The organism is Pseudomonas hefeiensis, assembly GCF_030687835.1.
In the GTDB taxonomy this organism is placed as follows: Bacteria; Pseudomonadota; Gammaproteobacteria; order Pseudomonadales; family Pseudomonadaceae; genus Aquipseudomonas; species Aquipseudomonas hefeiensis.
This window is the reverse complement of sequence record NZ_CP117449.1, coordinates 1,255,380-1,272,936: the sequence shown is the minus strand read 5'-3', so window position 1 is coordinate 1,272,936 and position 17,557 is coordinate 1,255,380. Positions and strand designations below refer to the sequence as shown.

Here is a 17,557-nt window from a genome sequence, read left to right as displayed (position 1 = left end):
TGCGCCACGCGAACCTGTCATCCGTCGCTCATGGCGGCGGAACCTTGGCTACAGCATGCGCAGCCGGATGTCGGTCACGTAGTAGTCATTGCCCACGCCACTGGCTTGGTGACTGTTCACATGCAGCTCGATGTCCCGTGCAGTCGAGTAGAATTCGCCCCTGAGCACTTGCCAGGTGGTGGTTGCCAAGGTGACAACCGTACTGATACGTCCATGGGTTTTCGTCGCGAGCGACAGGCTGGGCACCGCATCGGACGTGTTCGCGTGGCGTCGTGCGTCGAGGCTGAATTCGTAGCGTGCGCCTATCCGCAGACCGGTGTAGCCCTTCCATAACACAATCCCGGCAGAACTGTCGGTATAGGTTCCATTGCCCAGGAGTGTGCGTCCACTCTCATCCTGACCAAACTTCCAATCCCGCGAATCCTGCGCCGCCGGTCCAGCACGCCATCCATTCCAGTTAGTGTTTTCGAATCTGGACACGTCATCCAGGGGCAGCGGAGTTACCAGATAAGTTCGTATTGGAAAGGCGATGGCCTGGCTTTTATCGACGCTGCGATTGAACGTCACGTGCAGGATAAGCTTAAGGTCCGAGCCGTTGCGCAAGCGATTGATCTGGGTCCGCGGCAGCGGTACCGACAGACCCGCGGTCACCTCCCCGGCGCTCAACGGCTTCGCGGTGTACAGATCAATATTGAAGTCCAGGCCGTTCAAGTCAGTCCCTTCAGCGTGCAACCACACGCACTGGCCTGCGGCGATCAGCGGCCAGGGCTCCACGGTAACGCGGGAGCCTGAGGCGAAGCTGTCGATGTTGAACTCAGTACCCTCACCGCCATTGGCGGCATCCACGATCAAGGGTTTGGGCAACTGCGCATCGGGAAGCTCCAGCACGGTTAATGTCAGGGGCGGCGACGGTGGCCAGGTCACATCTCGCGTCACGGTGTAGATGACCGTCACCGGCTTGCCCAAACAGTAGGCCACCAGCTCGGTCGGCAGATCGATCGGCTTCTCACCCACAGTGCCCACCTCCACCGGCGTGGTAGTGTGCGAGCCGCCCTCCGGCGTGCCATGCCCGGCCCAGATCACGCTCACTTTGTCAGTGCTCAGCATGCCCTGGTAGTGCGGCACCAGCGCGGTCAGTGTACCGGCGGCATTGATCGGATTGAGCACACCGTCTCGGGCCTCCATGATGCGTGGCGGCGGCAACGCCAGTGCAGCACCGACGACGGTCGCTATTGCAGTTCTTGAAGAGCCCACGGGTGTGGTGCCCCTCAACAACCTGTATGACACGTGCACGGTACTGTCCGGGAAGACCTTGTCGTTAGGGATCTGCAGCACGCAGGCCTTTTTCTGCCCCAACTCATCCACCTCGACAATACCCGTCACGGGCACCACGATCTCCGGCTGGCCCATGACTTTTGCCGTATAGGTCGCCTCGATGACGTCCCCCGGCATAAAACGCGGGTCGCTGGTCAGGATGATCAACGACAATGGGTTGGGCCCCAGTTTTTCGAGTTCAATGAGGCTTGGGTCGTCGCCGGCCTCGCTCAGGACTTCCCGTGGAATCGGCGCCGGCAGTCTTTGCCCGGCCTTGTCCACATCCACTATTTGCACGGCCGACCAAACGTTGTCGAGATCCGGGCTGTTAAAGAGTTGGTCTCTGACAGTGAAGGAAAACATGAACTGCGGATCGTCGACCAGATCGGCGCTGGTGACGTCGAAACATATCCGGGTAGGCGTCGCCGAGCCGTGGTTTGGCGGGGCGGGGGCCTGGGTTGCATCCACCTTGTGAAATACGTCACGGCCATTACAGTTGAGCCGGATTTCGTCATAGGCCCGGCAATAGGGGTATTCCACGCAGACCGTGGCACTAACGAAGCCCGGGCCCACACCGTTTTTGATTTCGTCCGGCAATAGCAACACCAGTTCCGAATGCCCGGGCTCACCCGGTGACCTGTCCTGGTTGCCCGGCCGGATGCTGTTGTACAGGATCTCCAACGGCGGGTAGGAGGTTTCCGGGTTCGCACTGGGGCGTGTCACAGTGAAAGTCAGTCGATTGACCATGCCAGGCAACAATTTGCCGTGTGGAATGTACAGCGTGACATCGTCATTGACACCCTGAGTCTGCTTACTGGCCAGCGCCTCCTCACCATTGAGGTTGATCGAAACAGTGTCGTTTGGCTGCTGCCCCAGATAAGCTTCCACCAAGACTTCGCAGCCGAAAGGCAGCGGGTTATAAAGGTGGATGGGGACACCGTACTTGGCGCCTTGCACGGGCTCCGTGGCGCCGGGCAATCTGGGTGGGTACAACAATATGGTTGAATCCGCCGTTTTCGATGAGTCGCTCATGAGTAGTCCCCGCCTGATGAAAAAGATAAACCGAGGCTCTATCAGAGCTCGAATGCACGCAGCGGCCTACTGTCAGAGTTGACAGATATGGACTGGTTTTAGACGAGCGGTTGGACGGGTGTCGATGGTGTCAATCACCTTGCCGATTCCGGCCGGATAATCAATTGTTTTGCCGACATTCCTCCCAGGTACCCCGCCCCATGCTTTTCCTGATCGCCTACATCAGCAGCGTCGTGCTGATCAACTTCGCGTTTTCCGCCGCGCCGCACCTGGACATCATCTGGTCGGCCTGGGGTGGCCTGGTGTTTATCCTGCGCGACATGGTGCAGACCCGTTTCGGTCACGGCGCTATCGCGGCGATGCTGGTGGCGCTGGTGTTGTCCTATGTCACCTCGGACCCGACCATTGCCCTGGCCAGTGCCACGGCGTTCGCGGTGTCCGAGTGCATTGACTGGCTGGTGTTCACGATCACCAAGCGCCCACTCCATGACCGGTTGTGGATCAGTTCGGCCCTGAGCATCCCCCTGGACACCTTCATTTTCTTCGGCATGATCGATGCCCTGACACCGGCCGTTGTGATCACCGCGCTGCTCTCGAAATTCGCCGGCGTCACGGCAGTGTGGCTGATCATGGCCTGGCGTTTACGCAGACAGGCCGTCACCGGCTGAAGCCAAAACCTGCGGTTCATGTAAAATGCCGCGCTTTCTCCCCATGGGAAGCTCGCCCGGCGCGCGACCCTCGATGCTCCGCTCCTGTTTGAGGACCTTCAGATGACCCGTATCGGAACTCCATTGTCGCCCACCGCGACCCGCGTTTTGTTGTGTGGCAGCGGTGAGCTGGGCAAGGAAGTGGTAATCGAATTGCAGCGCCTGGGCGTTGAAGTGATTGCCGTGGATCGCTACGCCAACGCGCCAGCCATGCAAGTGGCCCATCGCAGCCATGTGATCAACATGCTCGATGGCGCGGCCCTGCGCGCGGTGATCGAGGCCGAGAAGCCGCACTTCATCGTGCCGGAAATCGAAGCCATCGCCACCGCCACGCTGGTGGAACTGGAAGCTGAAGGCTTCACCGTGATCCCCACCGCCCGCGCCGCGCAACTGACCATGAACCGCGAAGGCATCCGGCGCCTGGCCGCCGAAGAGCTGGGCCTTCCGACCTCGCCGTACTTCTTCGCCGACACCGTGGAAGACTACCGCAAGGCCGTCGAAACCCTGGGCTTCCCCTGCGTGGTCAAGCCGGTGATGAGTTCCTCGGGCAAGGGCCAGAGCCTGCTGCGTAGCGCCGATGACGTGCAGCAAGCCTGGGACTACGCCCAGGAAGGCGGCCGTGCCGGCAAGGGCCGGGTGATCATCGAAGGCTTCATCGATTTCGACTACGAAATCACCCTGCTCACCGTGCGCCATGTCGGCGGCACCACCTTCTGCGCACCGGTCGGCCACCGCCAGGAAAAGGGCGACTACCAGGAATCCTGGCAGCCCCAGGCCATGAGCCCGGTGGCCCTGGCTGAATCCGAGCGCGTGGCTAAAGCCGTGACCGAGGCCCTCGGTGGTCGCGGCCTGTTTGGCGTCGAGCTGTTCATCAAGGGTGATCAGGTGTGGTTCAGCGAAGTCTCGCCGCGTCCCCACGACACCGGTCTGGTGACGCTGATTTCCCAGGATCTGTCGCAGTTCGCCCTGCACGCCCGCGCCATCCTCGGCCTGCCGATCCCGCTGATCCGCCAGTTTGGCCCATCGGCCTCGGCGGTGATCCTGGTGGAAGGTCAGTCGACTCAGACCGCTTTCGCCAACCTCGGCGCCGCCCTGAGCGAACCGGACACCGCCCTGCGCCTGTTCGGCAAACCGGAAGTCAACGGTCAGCGCCGCCTGGGCGTAGCCCTGGCGCGAGACGAGTCCATCGAAGCCGCCCGCGCCAAAGCGACCCGGGCTTCCCAGGCCGTCAAGATCGAGCTGTAAGAGCCCAAGGCTGAGCACAATCCTTGTGGTGAAGGAATTTTATCTCTGGCAAGGGGATTTATCTCTGGCAAGGGGATTTATCCCCGTTGGGCTGCGAAGCAGCCCCTCTAAAAGCCAATGTGTTTTTCCTGACACACCCTGGAGCTTGATTTGGGGCTGCTTCGCAGCCCAACGGGGATAAATCCCCTCGCCACAAAGGCTTGTTGTGTTCACAAAAGCCAGTGTGAAATCGAGGTATTAAAAAAGGCGACACCCGCAAAGGTGTCGCCTTTTTCATGAGCGCCGGTTTTGCTTAATCCGGCAGTTTATAGGCAATCACATAATCACCCTGTTTGGTCCCCAGGGAACCATGACCCCCTGCAACAACCAGCACATATTGCTTGCCGTCCTTGCCGGTGTAGGTCATCGGCGTGGTCTGGGCGCCCGCTGGCAGGCGGCCTTCCCACAGTTGCTTGCCGTTTTTCACGTCATAGGCACGCAGGTACTGGTCGAGGGTACCGCTCAGGAACGCCAGGCCGCTGGCGGTGGTGAAGGCGCCGCCCAGACTCGGTACGCCCATGCTCAGCGGGATCGGTACCGGCGAGCTGTCACGCACAGTGCCGTTCTTGTGCATCCACAGGGTTTTGTTGTTGGTCAGGTCGACTGCCGCGACATAACCCCAGGCCGGTGCCTGGCAGGGCAGCCCCATTGGCGAAAGCAACGCTTCGAGAATCACGCCATACGGCGCGCCCTTGTTCGGCTGCACGCCTTCGGTTTCGCTCTTGCGACCCGGACCGCCGGCCACTTCCGCCGCCGGGACCAGTTTGGATTTGAACGCCATGTAGCTCGGGTTGACGAAGGCGATCTGGCGCACCGGGTCCACCGAAATACCGCCCCAGTCAAATACGCCGAAGTTACCTGGGTAGACGATCGAGCCTTGCAGCGACGGCGGCGTGAACATGCCTTCGTAGCGCAGCGACTTGAAGTCGATCCGGCACAGCATCTGGTCGAACGGGGTCACGCCCCACATGTCACGTTCTTCAAGGACCGGCGGCACGAAGTTCAGGTCAGACATCGGCTGGGTCGGTGAGGTGAAGTCGCCCTCTACCGCGCCTTGCGGCACCGGGATCTCTTTGATCGGCACGATCGGCTGACCATTGCTGCGGTCCAGCACGTAGATGCTGCCCTGCTTGGTCGATGCCAGGACAGCCGGCTTCACGCCATCGGCGGTTTTCAGGTCCATCAGGGTCGGTTGACCGCCGACGTCCATGTCCCACAGGTCATGGTGGGTGAACTGGAAGTACCAGCGCACCTTGCCGGTGGCGATGTCCAGCGCGGTCAGGCCGGCAGCGTATTTCTCCGATTCCGGAGTCCGGAAACCACCGAACTGGTCGGGCGTCTGGTTACCCATCGGCAGGTAGAGCATGCCGAGTTTTTCATCGACGGCGAACATGGACCACATGTTCGGCGAGTTGCGGGTGTAGGTCTGGCCTTCGGCAATCGGCGTGGTGTCGTCCGGGTTACCGCTGTCCCAGTTCCACACCAGCTCGCCGGTGTGCACGTCGTAGGCACGGATGACCCCGCTTGGCTCGTCGGTGGAGACGTTATCGGTGACGTGGCCACCGATCACCACCAGGTTCTGGGTGACCGCCGGTGGCGAGGTGGAATAGTAACCGCCGGCCGTGAAGCCGCCGATGTTGGCGGTCAGGTCGACCTGGCCTTTGTCACCGAAGTCTTCACACATCTTGCCGGTGTCGGCGTTCAGCGCGATCAGGCGCGTGTCGGCGGTCGGCAGGAAGATCCGCCGCGGGCACACGGTACTCGCTGGCGTGGTGCTGGCCGCGCCGGTCGGGCTTTGCTCGGCGGAGGTGTACACCGCGTCATCGTGATAGGTCACGCCACGGCAGGTCATGTGGGCCCAGCCCTTGAAGTTTTCCGCTTTCTGCGTGGAAAGCTTCGGATCGAACCGCCAGATCTCCTTGCCGGTTTCCGGCTCCAGGGCAATCACCTGGCTGTGGGGCGTGCACACGTAGAGCATGCCGTTGACTTTCAGCGGTGTATTTTCCGCCGTGGTCTCACCCGGGTCATTCGGCCCTGGCAGGTCGCCAGTGCGATAGGTCCAGGCCGGTTCCAGCTTGCTGACGTTCTCGGGGGTAATCTGCGCCAGGGGCGAATAACGGTCACCATGGGCACTGCGGCCGTAGGAGTTCCAATCCCCGTCCGGCATCGCCGGTGCGGTGTTGGTCATGCCTGGCACGCTGTCACGGTCCAGTTGGCCCTTGATTTCACCCGGACTGGTGAACTGGCTGGCGAGCGCGGTGATACCGGCAATGACTACGGCGGCGCCCAAGGCACGGGAGCCCATGGGCGAGGCGTCGGGGGTCAACAGCGGACGGCGGAACCACGGCAGCAACATGACGATGCCCAAGGCAAACAGCATTGCCAGACGCGGCACCAGTTGCCACCAGTCCAGGCCCACTTCCCACAGCGCCCACACCGTGCTGGCGAACAGCACCAGCGCGTACAGGCCCAGGGCCGCACGCCGCGCCATGATCAGCAGCACGCCGGTCAGCGCCAGGCCGATACCGGCCAGCAGGTAATACAGCGAACCGCCAAGCGTGCTCAGCTTGATTCCCCCCGCCAACAGGGCCAGGCCCATCAATAGAAGCAGAATGCCGAGCAGGCTCGGTAGCAGACGGCTTCGACTCATAGCACCCTCAGTGCTCATAGTGTGATTCTCCGTGAGGTTTTAAGGAGTCCCGCGCAAGTAGTCACTGTAGATGACGATCTTGAGGGGGCATGGTTCAGTTGAAAAAGGCAATTGGGTTGAAGCGATTGCTGTGGGAGCGGGCCTGCTCGCGAAAGCGCTGTATCAGCCGACTTGTATGCCGGATGTGAAATCGTCTTCGCGAGCAAGCCCGCTCCCACAGTTTTTTTGTGGCATTGACTAGAACGACGACTGAATCTTGATCCCGCCAATCAGCGCGTCATCGACCTTGTCTACACCGCCCGGATGGCGGATGTACTGCAGGTTCGGGCGCACGGTCAGCCAGTTCGTCACGTGAACGCCGTAATACAACTCGGCGCTGTACTCGGTGTCCTGGGGTGGCAAAAAGGCCGGATTGTCGTAATCCTGGATGGCGCGGGCCTGGTTGGTGGCCTCGGCGTTCTTGCGGTAAGCCGGGTTGACGTGAACCCGGGCCAGGGCAAAACCGATGTCATCCCTGGCCCGGGCGTCGAACAGCCCCTTGTAGACGAGACCGGCCTGGACATAGTTGTCGATGGCGTTGGTTTTCTTGTCGTGCATCGTGGCATTGGCGAACACACTCAGACCGCGGGAATGGTCACTGGCGACGCTGGTCAGTTGCTGTTGCGCCCCCAGCCACACGCCATGCTTGCTCGACGCGCTGCGATACGCCTCGCCGCTCAGGGCGGCCGGCTGGCCGTTGCGATCCTTGTAGGCGTCGGTGGCGTGGGCACTGCTGTAGCAATAACCGGCGCGGTATTCGCCCGGCAGACCATTGAGCTTGGGCGACCACACCAGCTCCACCGGCACGACGGCACCCTGGGTGCCGCTGCCGCTGAGCTTGAAGCCGTTACCGGTTTCCAGGTTCGACGGGTTCTGTTCATAGGCCCCGATCTGGGCGTACAGCTCAGACGTGAGGTGATACTTGACCCGCAGCGCCCATTGGCTGACCGGCCAGTTGTACCAGATGCCGCCCACCCAGTTACCCACTTGCGAGCCGCAGAACGCCAGGTTCTGGAAATCGCAGGGAAAGCTGTTGAAATCCTCGCCCTCACCGAAACGGCCGGCCTTGATATCGAGCCGGTCATCGAAAAATGCCTGCTGATACCACATCTGCGTCAGCCGCCAGGTCTGGCCACGGCCCCAGACTTCCTGGGCGGAAGTGAAACCGCCAACACGCGGGTCGTTGATCCGGTCGTTGCTGATGTTATTGCCGCTGCGCTCGGTGACCGTCAGTTGAAACTCGGCGGCGTGCCAACCGAGGATTTTCTGCAGGTCCAGGTGCGTGCCGAAGGCGAACTGGTCACTGTAGCGAGCGGTGCGGTCATGGTTGTAGCCGCCGTGCAGGTTGCTGCCCATTTCGCCGGTGTAATCGAACTTGAAGTCGTAGCCTTTTTCCGCAAGTTCGCTTCGCGTGCCGTTCCAGTCACCCAGCATCCAGGGCGAGTCGCTGTCGAACGCGGGAGTGGCCTGAGCGCCGGTGGCAATGCCCAGGGCGCCAAGGCTGACCATCAGGTGAAAGGTTTTTCTGGCGGCAATACGGCGCCGGACAGCGCTGTCTTGCAAGGTCTGAACATCGAACATAAGAGAAGGAATTCTTGATCTTTTTTAGGGGATTCACTGAACGCCGAGGCTTTGGCACGGCAGAAGAAGCGTTTCAGCTGGCGGCGCAAGGATAATGTCCTGTTACAAATAGAGAAAGGGCTTTTACTGACATGGATCATTTCGGATTTGGTAACAGTGCGCTATGGCTCCTCGGTCTCACTCCCAACGGCGAAGGCTATGCTTCCACCACGCGGGCACCTCGGCTAAGGTGCGCGGCTTTACACCTCTTTGCGCGAAGGCCTCCCATGACCGAATCCAATAACAACCCGCTGCACGGCGTGACGCTGGAGCAGATCCTCAACGCCCTGGTGCAGCACTACGAATGGTCGGGTCTGGCCGAGCGCATCGACATTCGTTGCTTCAAGAGCGACCCAAGCATCAAGTCGAGCCTGACCTTTTTGCGCAAGACGCCGTGGGCGCGGGAGAAAGTCGAGCGGCTGTACATCAAGCTGATGCGCACCAAACGACCGGTCTGAGCCATGGGCATGGATATCCGCCGGCGCCCCGCACTGCGACAACGCTTCGTGTCAGTGGCGGCACTGTTGGGCTGGGCGGGGTTGAGCATCCAGTTGTACCTGATCCTGCTCGGCCGCTGGGAACTGGGCGCAAGCTTGCTGGGCGGCCTGGTGAACTTTCTCAGTTTCTTCACCGTGCTGACCAACACCCTGGTGGCCGTGGTGCTGACCTGGGAGCTGATCCAGCGAGAATCAGCGGCCCGGCGCTGGTTCCTGCAGCCGGGAGTCAGCAGCGGCATAACCGTGAGCATCGCCCTGGTCGGCCTGGCCTACAACCTGCTGCTGCGACATTTGTGGCAGCCCGAAGGCTGGCAATTTGTGGCCGACGAATTGCTGCACGACGTCATGCCGTTGCTGTTCATGACCTACTGGTGGTTCTGCGTGCCCAAGGGCACCTTGCGCATGAAGCACATCGGGCTGTGGATGATTTACCCGGTGGTGTACTTCGCCTGGCTCCTGCTGCGGGGGGAATTACTGGCGGCGTACCCCTACCCTTTCATGGACGTGGCGAACCTGGGTTATCCACAGGTGTTCATCAATGCCGGGGGGATATTGGCGGGGTTCGTCGGGATTGCACTGGGGGTGGTGGGTTTGGATCGATGGCGTCGCTGAAATAAAGGTTTTTGGGAGCAGTTTTCTGTGAAAGCCAAACCTGTGGGAGCAAGGCCTGCCCGCGATGAACGATCACGCAGTCCACCTGGAGACCTGGGTGCCTGCATCGCGAGCAAGCTTTGCTCCCACAGGTATGTGCCCCTACAGGTATGTGCCCTACAGAGTTTTGTATGCACACACGGGTATCAGCGCCTCACTGGCAACATCCACACCAACCCACTGGCCTTGGCCCTTTCATGACACAGCGCCAGAACCCCGCGTCGTTCGTCATTGTCCATCCGGCTCCACCGGGTGATTTCCGCCACGGTGCGCTGACAACCGGTGCAGATGTCGTCCTCGTCCAGCGCGCAGATGTTCACGCAGGGCGAAGGAACCGGGCGTTCGGGCGGGTTCATTGTTCTTGCTCGGCCAGGTCGCGGGCGTAGCGCTGCGCGTTGTGGACGTAGTGCGCCGCGCTGGCCTCGAGCATCTTCTTCTGGGCTTCGGTCAATTCCCGCACAACCTTGCCGGGAGAACCCATCACCAGCGAACCGTCAGGAATCTCCTTGCCTTCGCCGATCAGCGAGTTCGCGCCAATGATGCAATTCCTGCCGATCTTCGCACCGTTGAGGATCACCGCATTGATGCCGATAAGGCTGTAGTCCCCCACCGTGCAACCATGAAGCATGGCGTTATGGCCGATGGTTACGCCGGTGCCGATGGTCAGCGGGAAGCCCATGTCGGTGTGCATCACCGTGCCATCCTGCACATTACTGTTTTTGCCGATCAGGATCAGTTCGTTATCGCCACGCAGCACGGCGTTGAACCAGACATTGGCGCCTTCTTCGAGGCGGACCTTGCCCACCAGTGTGGCGTTGGGGGCAACCCAGCTCTGTGGGTGGGTTTCGACACGGGCATCACCCAGGCGGTATTTCATGAGGATCCTCGGGGCTTCAGGTATTGATGAAAGTCTTGGGCGGTGTGTGCAGGTCGATGCCGGCGTCGTACAGCAGGTTGACCAATTCGACGACCATGATCGCCGTCAGGCCCCAGATCTTGTACTCGCCAAAACGATAGCTGGGCACGTACCAACTGCAGCCCTGGTAGTCGATGCGGTGAGTGTGCTCGCGCGGATCCTTGCGAAAGAACTCCAGCGGTACGCTGAACACCGCAGCGATCTCGGCATCGTTGGCCCGGTATTCGACGTAATCCGGAATCACCCCGACATAAGGCGTGACCTTGATGCCGTGCAGCGAGATCAACGGGCTGAGGGGGCCGATCACTTCCACCAGACCGGGGGGCAGGCCGATTTCTTCTTCGGCTTCGCGCAAGGCGGTGAAGATCAGATCCGGGTCCTCCGGGTCGCGGCGCCCGCCGGGGAAGGCCACTTCGCCACCATGGGTCGAAAGCCCGCTGGCACGCAAGGTCAGGACCAGTTCCGGCTCGTCACTGCGGGTAATGGGCACCAGAACCGCCGCTTCAGGGAAACGTCGGTCAGTCTCCAGATCACGTGGGGTATGGTTGCTTACTCGATGCAGTAGCTCGTCCAGCATGAGACTTCTCGATTTATTCGCTACCTTGCATCATGCACCAATCAGGCAAGCCGCCCAACCCCCGCACCACGACGTGTCGCGAAACGACAACTTGCCGACAGCCGCCCGCAGACGCCAAGATAGGCGCAGCATTCAGGAACCCAAGCATGAAATTCTGCAGCCAGTGCGGTAACCCGGTAACCCAGCGTATCCCCGAAGGCGACTCGCGCCTGCGCTTTGTCTGCGATACCTGCCACACCATTCACTACCAGAACCCCAATATCGTGGCCGGTTGCGTGCCGACCTGGGGCAGCAAAGTGCTGCTGTGCCGGCGTGCCATCGAGCCGCGGCGCGGCTACTGGACATTGCCGGCAGGCTTCATGGAGAACGGCGAAACCGTCGAGCAGGCCGCCGTGCGCGAGACCGCCGAAGAAGCCTGCGCCCGCGTGCGCAACCTGAGCATTTATACGCTGATAGATGTTCCGCATATCAGTCAGGTGCATGTATTCTTCCGCGCCGAACTGGTGGACGAGGATTTCGCCGCCGGGCCCGAGAGTCTGGAAGTGAAACTGTTCGACGAAGCGGACATTCCCTGGGACGAGCTGGCTTTTCGGACGGTGGGCCGTACCCTAGAATACTTCTATGCTGACCGGCGAACCGAGGACTACCCGGTGCGATCCGAATCGATCCCGCCGCTGGCCCAGCCTGCCAATACATAAAAATCCATATAGCCGCGACACCTCTAGGGATATCGTTTCAATGCGCTGGTTGCTTGTCCTGTTCTGCTTGTCGTTCGCCGCGGTGTCCCAGGCTTCTGCGGTGGGAACCTACAACGGCAAGACCATCGAAAAAGTGCTGGTGCTCAAGTCCGCCCATCAATTGCAATTGATCAACGACGGCAAGCCACTGAAGACCTATCGCATTTCATTGGGCAAGGGCGCCAAAAAAGGCCCCAAGCTCATAGAGGGCGACAAGCGCACCCCTGAAGGTTTCTACTGGCTGGACTGGCGCAAGACCAGCGACCGCTTCTACCTGTCGATGCACATTTCCTACCCCAACATCAGCGACGCCGCCCGCGCCCGCCGCGAAGGCGTGGAACCTGGGGGCATGATCATGATCCACGGCACGCCTGATTCGGAAGAAAACCCTGAGCAGTTGTTCCACACCCTGGACTGGACCGATGGCTGCATTGCCATGCGCAATGTGGACATGCGCGAGGTTTGGAAGCTGGTGCCGGATGGCACGATGATCGAAATCCGCCCGTAGCGTCTGCGCCCATGCGGCAGGAGTTTCTTGTGGCGAGGGAGCGTGCTCCCGCTGGGCTGCGCAGCAGACCTTTGCCTGGCACACCGCGTTGTCAGGTTTTAGGGCCGCTTCGCGCCCCAGCGGGAGCAAGCGCCCTCGCCACAGTGGATTTGTGTGGACCACAGAATTTGTGATCGACACCAGCCCCTTGTGGGAGCAAAGCTTGCTCGCGATGAGGCCAACTGGCCCAACATCCATGTGACTGAACCACCGCCATCGCGAGCAGGCTCGCTCCCACATTTAATCTCCAGTGAACACAAAATTTATGTCCAACACGGAACCACTGTGGGAGCGGGCTTGCTCGCGAAAGCGGTGGGTCAGCTTGCATCAGTATTGGATGTGCCGCCGTCTTCGCCAGCAAGCTTTGCTCCCACAGATCTGATGGGTGTACGACCGGGAGAGCCAGGTCGGCTCTAAGGCCGCCTCGCGGTGGACGTTGATCTCGGGCGCCCCATTAACCACGCTGGCCGAACCTAGGCGAGGCACTGAGTGGTGGGGCAAGAGCGTTTTGCTTACTTTTGTATGGGCCGGCTTCCGGATTTTCAAAAGTGACCCGCCGTCAGGGCGGAACCCTAAGCAGCCGTGACCGCAGCAACGGATATACACACAAAACTCACACCCAATAAAAAACCCGCTGATCCACTCAGCGGGTTTTTTATTTAAGCGATTAAGCAGGAAAATCAAAAATCCTCCAACCGCCACACCTCATACGCCGGTGTCTCGTAGGGATGGCTGAGTTTCAGCGCCGCTACTACCGCACGGATCAGCTCATCGGTCACGACAAGCTCCACCTTCCACTCCTCAACCTGCTCGACCTGCCCCGCCTCGCCAATGAACGGCTGGCTGCCGTCCAAGGGGCGAAACTGGCCCAGGCCCAACACCTGCCAGGCGCAGTGGTCATAGTCGCCGATCCGTCCGCCACCGGCGGCGAATACGGCGCTTTTGACAACCTCCACGTGGCTGGCCGGGACGAAGAAGCAGAGCTTGTACACGCCCTTAGTTCACCCAGACGCGGGCGTTGCGGAACATACGCATCCATGGCGCGTCTTCGTTCCAGTCGTCCGATCGCCACGAGTTCTGCACCGCGCGGAATACGCGCTCGGGGTGCGGCATCATGATCGTGACGCGACCGTCGCGACTGGTCAGGCCGGTGATCCCGCGCGGCGAGCCGTTCGGGTTGGCCGGGTAGGTTTCGGTGACCTTGCCGTGGTTGTCGACGAACCGCAGCGACACGCAACCGGACAGATCGGCTTCGAGCAGTGCTTCTTCGTTTTCGAATTCGGCATGGCCTTCGCCGTGGGCGATCGCGATCGGCATGCGCGAACCGGCCATGCCCTGCAGGAAGATCGAGTTCGACTCCTGCACCTGGACCATCGCCACGCGGGCTTCGAACTGCTCGGAACGGTTACGCACGAAGTGCGGCCAGAACTCGCTGCCCGGGATCAGCTCGTGCAGGTTGGACATCATCTGGCAACCGTTGCACACGCCGAGGGTGAAGCTGTCGGTGCGTTCGAAGAAGCCCTGGAACGCGTCGCGGGCGCGGCTGTTGAACAGTGCCGACTTGGCCCAGCCTTCACCGGCACCCAGCACGTCGCCGTAGGAGAAACCGCCACAGGCGACCATGCCCTTGAAGTCGTTCAGGTCGACACGACCGGCGAGGATGTCGCTCATGTGTACGTCGATCGCGTTGAAACCGGCGCGGTCGAACGCCGCCGCCATTTCCACCTGACCGTTGACGCCCTGTTCACGCAGCACCGCCACTTGTGGGCGAATGCCTTTCTTGATGTAAGGCGCGGCCACATCGTGGTTGACGTCGTAGCTGAGCTTGGCGCTCAGGCCCGGGTTGTCTTCTTCCAGCAGCGCGTCGAATTCCTGCTCGGCACAATCGGCGTTGTCGCGCAGGCGCTGGATCTGGTAGCTGGTTTCAGCCCACTGGCGCTGCAACAGACGGCGCTGGCCCTCAAAGACGGTGTCGCCGTTGAAGGTGATGTTGATGTGTGCGTTGTTGATCGGCTGGCCGATCACCGAGACGCAGTCGGCCAGGCCAGCTGCGCTGAACTGGGCGAGGATGTCCGGGGTGGCGTCCTGGCGAACCTGGATCACCGCACCCAGTTCTTCGTTGAACAGGATGGCCGGGATTTCGGCGGTGGACTCGGCAACGCTGTCGAGGGTCAAGCTCAGGCCGCAATGGCCGGCGAAAGCCATTTCCACCACGGTGGTCAGCAGGCCGCCATCGGAACGGTCGTGATAGGCCAGCAGATGACCGTCGGCGTTGAGGCCCTGGATGACGGCAAAGAACGCCTTCAGGTCTTCGGCATCATCGACGTCTGGTGCTTGCGAACCGAGCTTGCCATGCACCTGGGCCAGGATCGAGGCACCCATGCGGTTCTGGCCACGGCCCAGATCGATCAGGATCAGGTCAGTGGTGCCCTTGTCCATGCGCAGTTGCGGGGTCAGGGTCTGACGGATGTCGGTGACCGGGGCAAAACCGGTCACGATCAGCGACAGCGGCGAGGTCACGCTCTTGTCCACGCCTTCATCGTTCCAGCGCGTGGCCATGGACATGGAGTCCTTGCCCACCGGGATGGTGATGCCCAGTTCCGGGCACAGCTCCATGCCGACGGCCTTGACGGTGTCGTACAGGCGGGCATCTTCACCCGGGTGACCGGCGGCGGACATCCAGTTGGCCGACAGCTTGATGTCGGAGATCTTGCCGATGCGCGAGGCCACGATGTTGGTCAGGGTCTCGCCAATCGCCATGCGGCCCGACGCCGGAGCGTCCAGCAGCGCCAGTGGCGTACGCTCGCCCATGGCCATGGCTTCGCCGGTGTAGACGTCGAAGCTGGTGGCGGTGACGGCAACGTCGGCCACCGGCACCTGCCACGGGCCGACCATTTGGTCACGGGCCACAAGGCCGGTGATGGTGCGGTCGCCGATGGTGATCAGAAAACTTTTGCTCGCCACGGCCGGGTGATGCAGGACGCGCTCGATGGAATCGGCGATGTCCAGGGTGGACGGGTCGAAGTCGTCGCCCAGCTCGGCTTCGCGAACAGCCGAACGGTGCATGCGCGGGGCTTTGCCCAGCAGCACTTCCAGTGGCATGTCCACCGGGCTGTTGCCGAAGTGGCTGTCGGTGACGGTCAGTTGCGGCTCGGCGGTGGCTTCGCCGACCACGGCGAACGGGCAGCGCTCGCGTTCGCAAATGGCCTGGAAGCGCTCGAAGTCGGCCGGGCCGACCGCCAGGACGTAACGCTCCTGGGATTCGTTGCTCCAGATTTCGTGCGGGGCCATGCCCGGCTCGTCGTTTGGAATATTGCGCAGTTCGAAGCGGCCACCACGGCCGCCGTCGTTGACCAGTTCCGGGAAGGCATTGGACAGGCCGCCCGCGCCGACGTCGTGGATGAAGCTGATGGGGTTGTGTTCACCCAACTGCCAGCAACGGTCGATGACTTCCTGGCAACGCCGTTCCATTTCCGGGTTTTCCCGCTGGACCGAGGCGAAGTCCAGGTCCGCCGAACTGGTGCCGGTGGCCATGGAGGAAGCGGCGCCGCCACCCAGGCCGATCAACATGGCCGGGCCACCGAGGACGATCAGCTTGGAGCCGACCAGGATCTCGCCTTTCTGCACGTGTTCGGCGCGGATGTTGCCCATGCCGCCGGCGAGCATGATCGGTTTGTGGTAGCCGCGCACTTCTTCACCGCGAGGGGTGGTGATGGACTGTTCGAAGGTACGGAAGTAACCGGTCAGGGCCGGACGGCCGAATTCGTTGTTGAACGCCGCGCCCCCAAGAGGACCTTCGATCATGATGTCCAGGGCGTTGACGATGCGCCCAGGCTTGCCATACGGCTTTTCCCACGGCTGCTCAAAGCCCGGAATCTGCAGGTTCGACACCGTGAAGCCGGTCAGGCCGGCCTTGGGCTTGGCACCGCGTCCGGTGGCGCCTTCGTCACGAATCTCGCCACCGGAACCGGTGGATGCGCCCGGGAACGGGGCAATCGCGGTCGGGTGGTTGTGGGTCTCGACCTTCATCAGGATGTGCACCGGCTCCTGGACCGCACCGTACTGGCGGGTCTCAGGGTTCGGGTAGAAACGACCGGCAACGTTGCCGACGATCACCGCGGCGTTGTCCTTGTAGGCCGACAGCACACCTTCGTTGTGCATCTGATAGGTGTTCTTGATCATGCCGAACAGGCTTTTTTCCTGGCTCTGGCCGTCAATGTCCCAACTGGCGTTGAAGATCTTGTGACGGCAGTGCTCGGAGTTGGCCTGGGCGAACATCATCAGTTCGATGTCGTGGGGGTTGCGCTTCAAGCCCTGGAAGGCGTTGACCAGGTAATCGATCTCGTCTTCAGCCAGGGCCAGGCCCAGTTCGGCGTTGGCTTTTTCCAGCGCGGCGCGGCCGCCGCCCAGCACATCGATGGCGGTCAGCGGTTTTGGCTCGGCATGGCTGAACAGGCCCGCGGCCTGCTCCAGACTGCCCAGAACGATCTGGGTCATGCGGTCATGCAGGCCCTCGGCGATCAGTTGGGCCTCGGCCTCGCTGAACTCACCGGCAACATAAAAGGCAATGCCGCGCTCCAGGCGCTGGATTTTCGCCAGGCCGCAGTTGCGGGCGATGTCGCTGGCCTTGCTCGACCACGGCGAAATGGTGCCGAAACGTGGCAGCACCAGGAACAGACGACCGGTCGGCTCCTGGACAGGAACACTGGGACCGTATTTCAGAAGGCGCGCGAGCACCTGCTGTTCGTCGCCGGTCAAACCGCCGGTGACTTCGGCGAAGTGAGCGAATTCAGCATACAAGCCACTGACAGCCGGAACCTTCTGGCTCAGTTGCTCAAGGAGTTTGCTGTGGCGAAAGGGCAGAAAGGGCAGGAGCGCCGCGCAGGATCAACATCTTCGGGACAGCCTCGGGAAGGGGTGTGCTTTGAGGCCGTGCATTCTAGCCTAAACCGCTGGCGACGGCACCCGAAACGGCACGTACGATGC

13 protein-coding genes and 1 pseudogene are annotated in these 17,557 nt (G+C 61.4%); 6 read left to right on the top strand and 8 right to left on the bottom strand.

Features of this window, described 5'->3' with window-relative positions:
* Window positions 1–48 precede the first annotated feature (48 nt).
* A complete protein-coding gene (locus PSH57_RS05495; RefSeq protein ID WP_305388278.1) occupies window positions 49–2,346 on the bottom strand; it encodes a hypothetical protein in 2,298 nt (765 codons plus the stop codon).
* Between the two features lie 200 nt (window positions 2,347–2,546).
* Here PSH57_RS05495 and PSH57_RS05490 point away from each other — a divergent pair, with 200 nt between their 5' ends.
* Together PSH57_RS05490 and purT are read left to right on the top strand one after the other, a co-directional pair.
* A complete protein-coding gene (locus tag PSH57_RS05490) occupies window positions 2,547–3,014 on the top strand; it encodes a preQ0 transporter (RefSeq protein WP_305388276.1) in 468 nt (155 codons plus the stop codon).
* Window positions 3,015–3,116: 102 nt separating this feature from the next.
* A complete protein-coding gene (gene purT, locus PSH57_RS05485) occupies window positions 3,117–4,298 on the top strand; it encodes a formate-dependent phosphoribosylglycinamide formyltransferase (RefSeq protein ID WP_305388274.1) in 1,182 nt (393 codons plus the stop codon).
* Between the two features lie 292 nt (window positions 4,299–4,590).
* Here the strand turns inward: purT and PSH57_RS05480 are convergent, their stop codons facing one another.
* Complete coding sequence (locus tag PSH57_RS05480; RefSeq protein ID WP_305388273.1) at window positions 4,591–7,005, bottom strand: glucose/quinate/shikimate family membrane-bound PQQ-dependent dehydrogenase; 2,415 nt, start codon at window positions 7,003–7,005, stop codon at window positions 4,591–4,593.
* A gap of 219 nt (window positions 7,006–7,224) precedes the next feature.
* Complete coding sequence (locus PSH57_RS05475) at window positions 7,225–8,607, bottom strand: carbohydrate porin (protein WP_305388271.1); 1,383 nt, start codon at window positions 8,605–8,607, stop codon at window positions 7,225–7,227.
* Between the two features lie 266 nt (window positions 8,608–8,873).
* Between PSH57_RS05475 and PSH57_RS05470 the strand changes: the two genes are divergently transcribed.
* Both PSH57_RS05470 and PSH57_RS05465 read left to right on the top strand, forming a co-directional pair.
* Window positions 8,874–9,104: a VF530 family protein gene (locus tag PSH57_RS05470; protein WP_047228895.1), complete on the top strand. Its 231-nt coding sequence runs from the start codon at window positions 8,874–8,876 to the stop codon at window positions 9,102–9,104.
* Window positions 9,105–9,107: 3 nt separating this feature from the next.
* A complete protein-coding gene (locus tag PSH57_RS05465) occupies window positions 9,108–9,755 on the top strand; it encodes a Pr6Pr family membrane protein (RefSeq protein ID WP_305388269.1) in 648 nt (215 codons plus the stop codon).
* Window positions 9,756–9,940: 185 nt separating this feature from the next.
* Here the strand turns inward: PSH57_RS05465 and PSH57_RS05460 are convergent, their stop codons facing one another.
* Genes PSH57_RS05460 through PSH57_RS05450 form a run of 3 tightly spaced genes read right to left on the bottom strand, consistent with a single transcriptional unit; the run spans window position 9,941 to window position 11,287 of the window.
* Entirely contained in the window at window positions 9,941–10,150 is a 210-nt protein-coding gene (locus PSH57_RS05460) for a DUF1289 domain-containing protein (RefSeq protein WP_305388267.1), read from the bottom strand.
* On the bottom strand, window positions 10,147–10,671 hold the full coding sequence (locus PSH57_RS05455) for a gamma carbonic anhydrase family protein (RefSeq protein ID WP_256230552.1): 525 nt from the start codon (window positions 10,669–10,671) through the stop codon (window positions 10,147–10,149). The genes PSH57_RS05460 and PSH57_RS05455 overlap by 4 nt, the downstream gene beginning before the upstream one ends.
* Before the next feature lie 16 nt (window positions 10,672–10,687).
* Window positions 10,688–11,287, bottom strand: a complete 600-nt coding sequence (locus tag PSH57_RS05450; RefSeq protein WP_305388263.1) for a CoA pyrophosphatase — start codon at window positions 11,285–11,287, stop codon at window positions 10,688–10,690.
* Window positions 11,288–11,433: 146 nt separating this feature from the next.
* Between PSH57_RS05450 and PSH57_RS05445 the strand changes: the two genes are divergently transcribed.
* Together PSH57_RS05445 and PSH57_RS05440 are read left to right on the top strand one after the other, a co-directional pair.
* Window positions 11,434–11,985 (top strand): NUDIX hydrolase, encoded by a 552-nt coding sequence (locus tag PSH57_RS05445; RefSeq protein WP_047228890.1) that lies wholly within the window; start codon window positions 11,434–11,436, stop codon window positions 11,983–11,985.
* Window positions 11,986–12,025: 40 nt separating this feature from the next.
* Window positions 12,026–12,532, top strand: coding sequence for a L,D-transpeptidase family protein (locus PSH57_RS05440; RefSeq protein WP_305388259.1), 507 nt, complete (start codon window positions 12,026–12,028; stop codon window positions 12,530–12,532).
* Window positions 12,533–13,251: 719 nt separating this feature from the next.
* On the opposite strand, the gene PSH57_RS05435 is transcribed toward PSH57_RS05440, so the two are convergent.
* Complete coding sequence (locus PSH57_RS05435; RefSeq protein WP_305388258.1) at window positions 13,252–13,563, bottom strand: YqfO family protein; 312 nt, start codon at window positions 13,561–13,563, stop codon at window positions 13,252–13,254.
* 4 nt (window positions 13,564–13,567) lie between these two features.
* Window positions 13,568–17,465: pseudogene (purL, locus tag PSH57_RS05430) on the bottom strand (phosphoribosylformylglycinamidine synthase).
* Between the last annotated feature and the right edge of the window lie 92 nt (window positions 17,466–17,557).

What these genes read in the sequence shown, in the direction of transcription:
- PSH57_RS05495 (WP_305388278.1), bottom strand. Translation starts at nt 2,346, where the DNA reads ATGAGCGACTCATCGAAAACGGCGGATTCAACCATATTGTTGTACCCA.
- PSH57_RS05490 (WP_305388276.1), top strand. Translation starts at nt 2,547, where the DNA reads ATGCTTTTCCTGATCGCCTACATCAGCAGCGTCGTGCTGATCAACTTC.
- purT (WP_305388274.1), top strand. Translation starts at nt 3,117, where the DNA reads ATGACCCGTATCGGAACTCCATTGTCGCCCACCGCGACCCGCGTTTTG.
- PSH57_RS05480 (WP_305388273.1), bottom strand. Translation starts at nt 7,005, where the DNA reads ATGAGCACTGAGGGTGCTATGAGTCGAAGCCGTCTGCTACCGAGCCTG.
- PSH57_RS05475 (WP_305388271.1), bottom strand. Translation starts at nt 8,607, where the DNA reads ATGTTCGATGTTCAGACCTTGCAAGACAGCGCTGTCCGGCGCCGTATT.
- PSH57_RS05470 (WP_047228895.1), top strand. Translation starts at nt 8,874, where the DNA reads ATGACCGAATCCAATAACAACCCGCTGCACGGCGTGACGCTGGAGCAG.
- PSH57_RS05465 (WP_305388269.1), top strand. Translation starts at nt 9,108, where the DNA reads ATGGGCATGGATATCCGCCGGCGCCCCGCACTGCGACAACGCTTCGTG.
- PSH57_RS05460 (WP_305388267.1), bottom strand. Translation starts at nt 10,150, where the DNA reads ATGAACCCGCCCGAACGCCCGGTTCCTTCGCCCTGCGTGAACATCTGC.
- PSH57_RS05455 (WP_256230552.1), bottom strand. Translation starts at nt 10,671, where the DNA reads ATGAAATACCGCCTGGGTGATGCCCGTGTCGAAACCCACCCACAGAGC.
- PSH57_RS05450 (WP_305388263.1), bottom strand. Translation starts at nt 11,287, where the DNA reads ATGCTGGACGAGCTACTGCATCGAGTAAGCAACCATACCCCACGTGAT.
- PSH57_RS05445 (WP_047228890.1), top strand. Translation starts at nt 11,434, where the DNA reads ATGAAATTCTGCAGCCAGTGCGGTAACCCGGTAACCCAGCGTATCCCC.
- PSH57_RS05440 (WP_305388259.1), top strand. Translation starts at nt 12,026, where the DNA reads ATGCGCTGGTTGCTTGTCCTGTTCTGCTTGTCGTTCGCCGCGGTGTCC.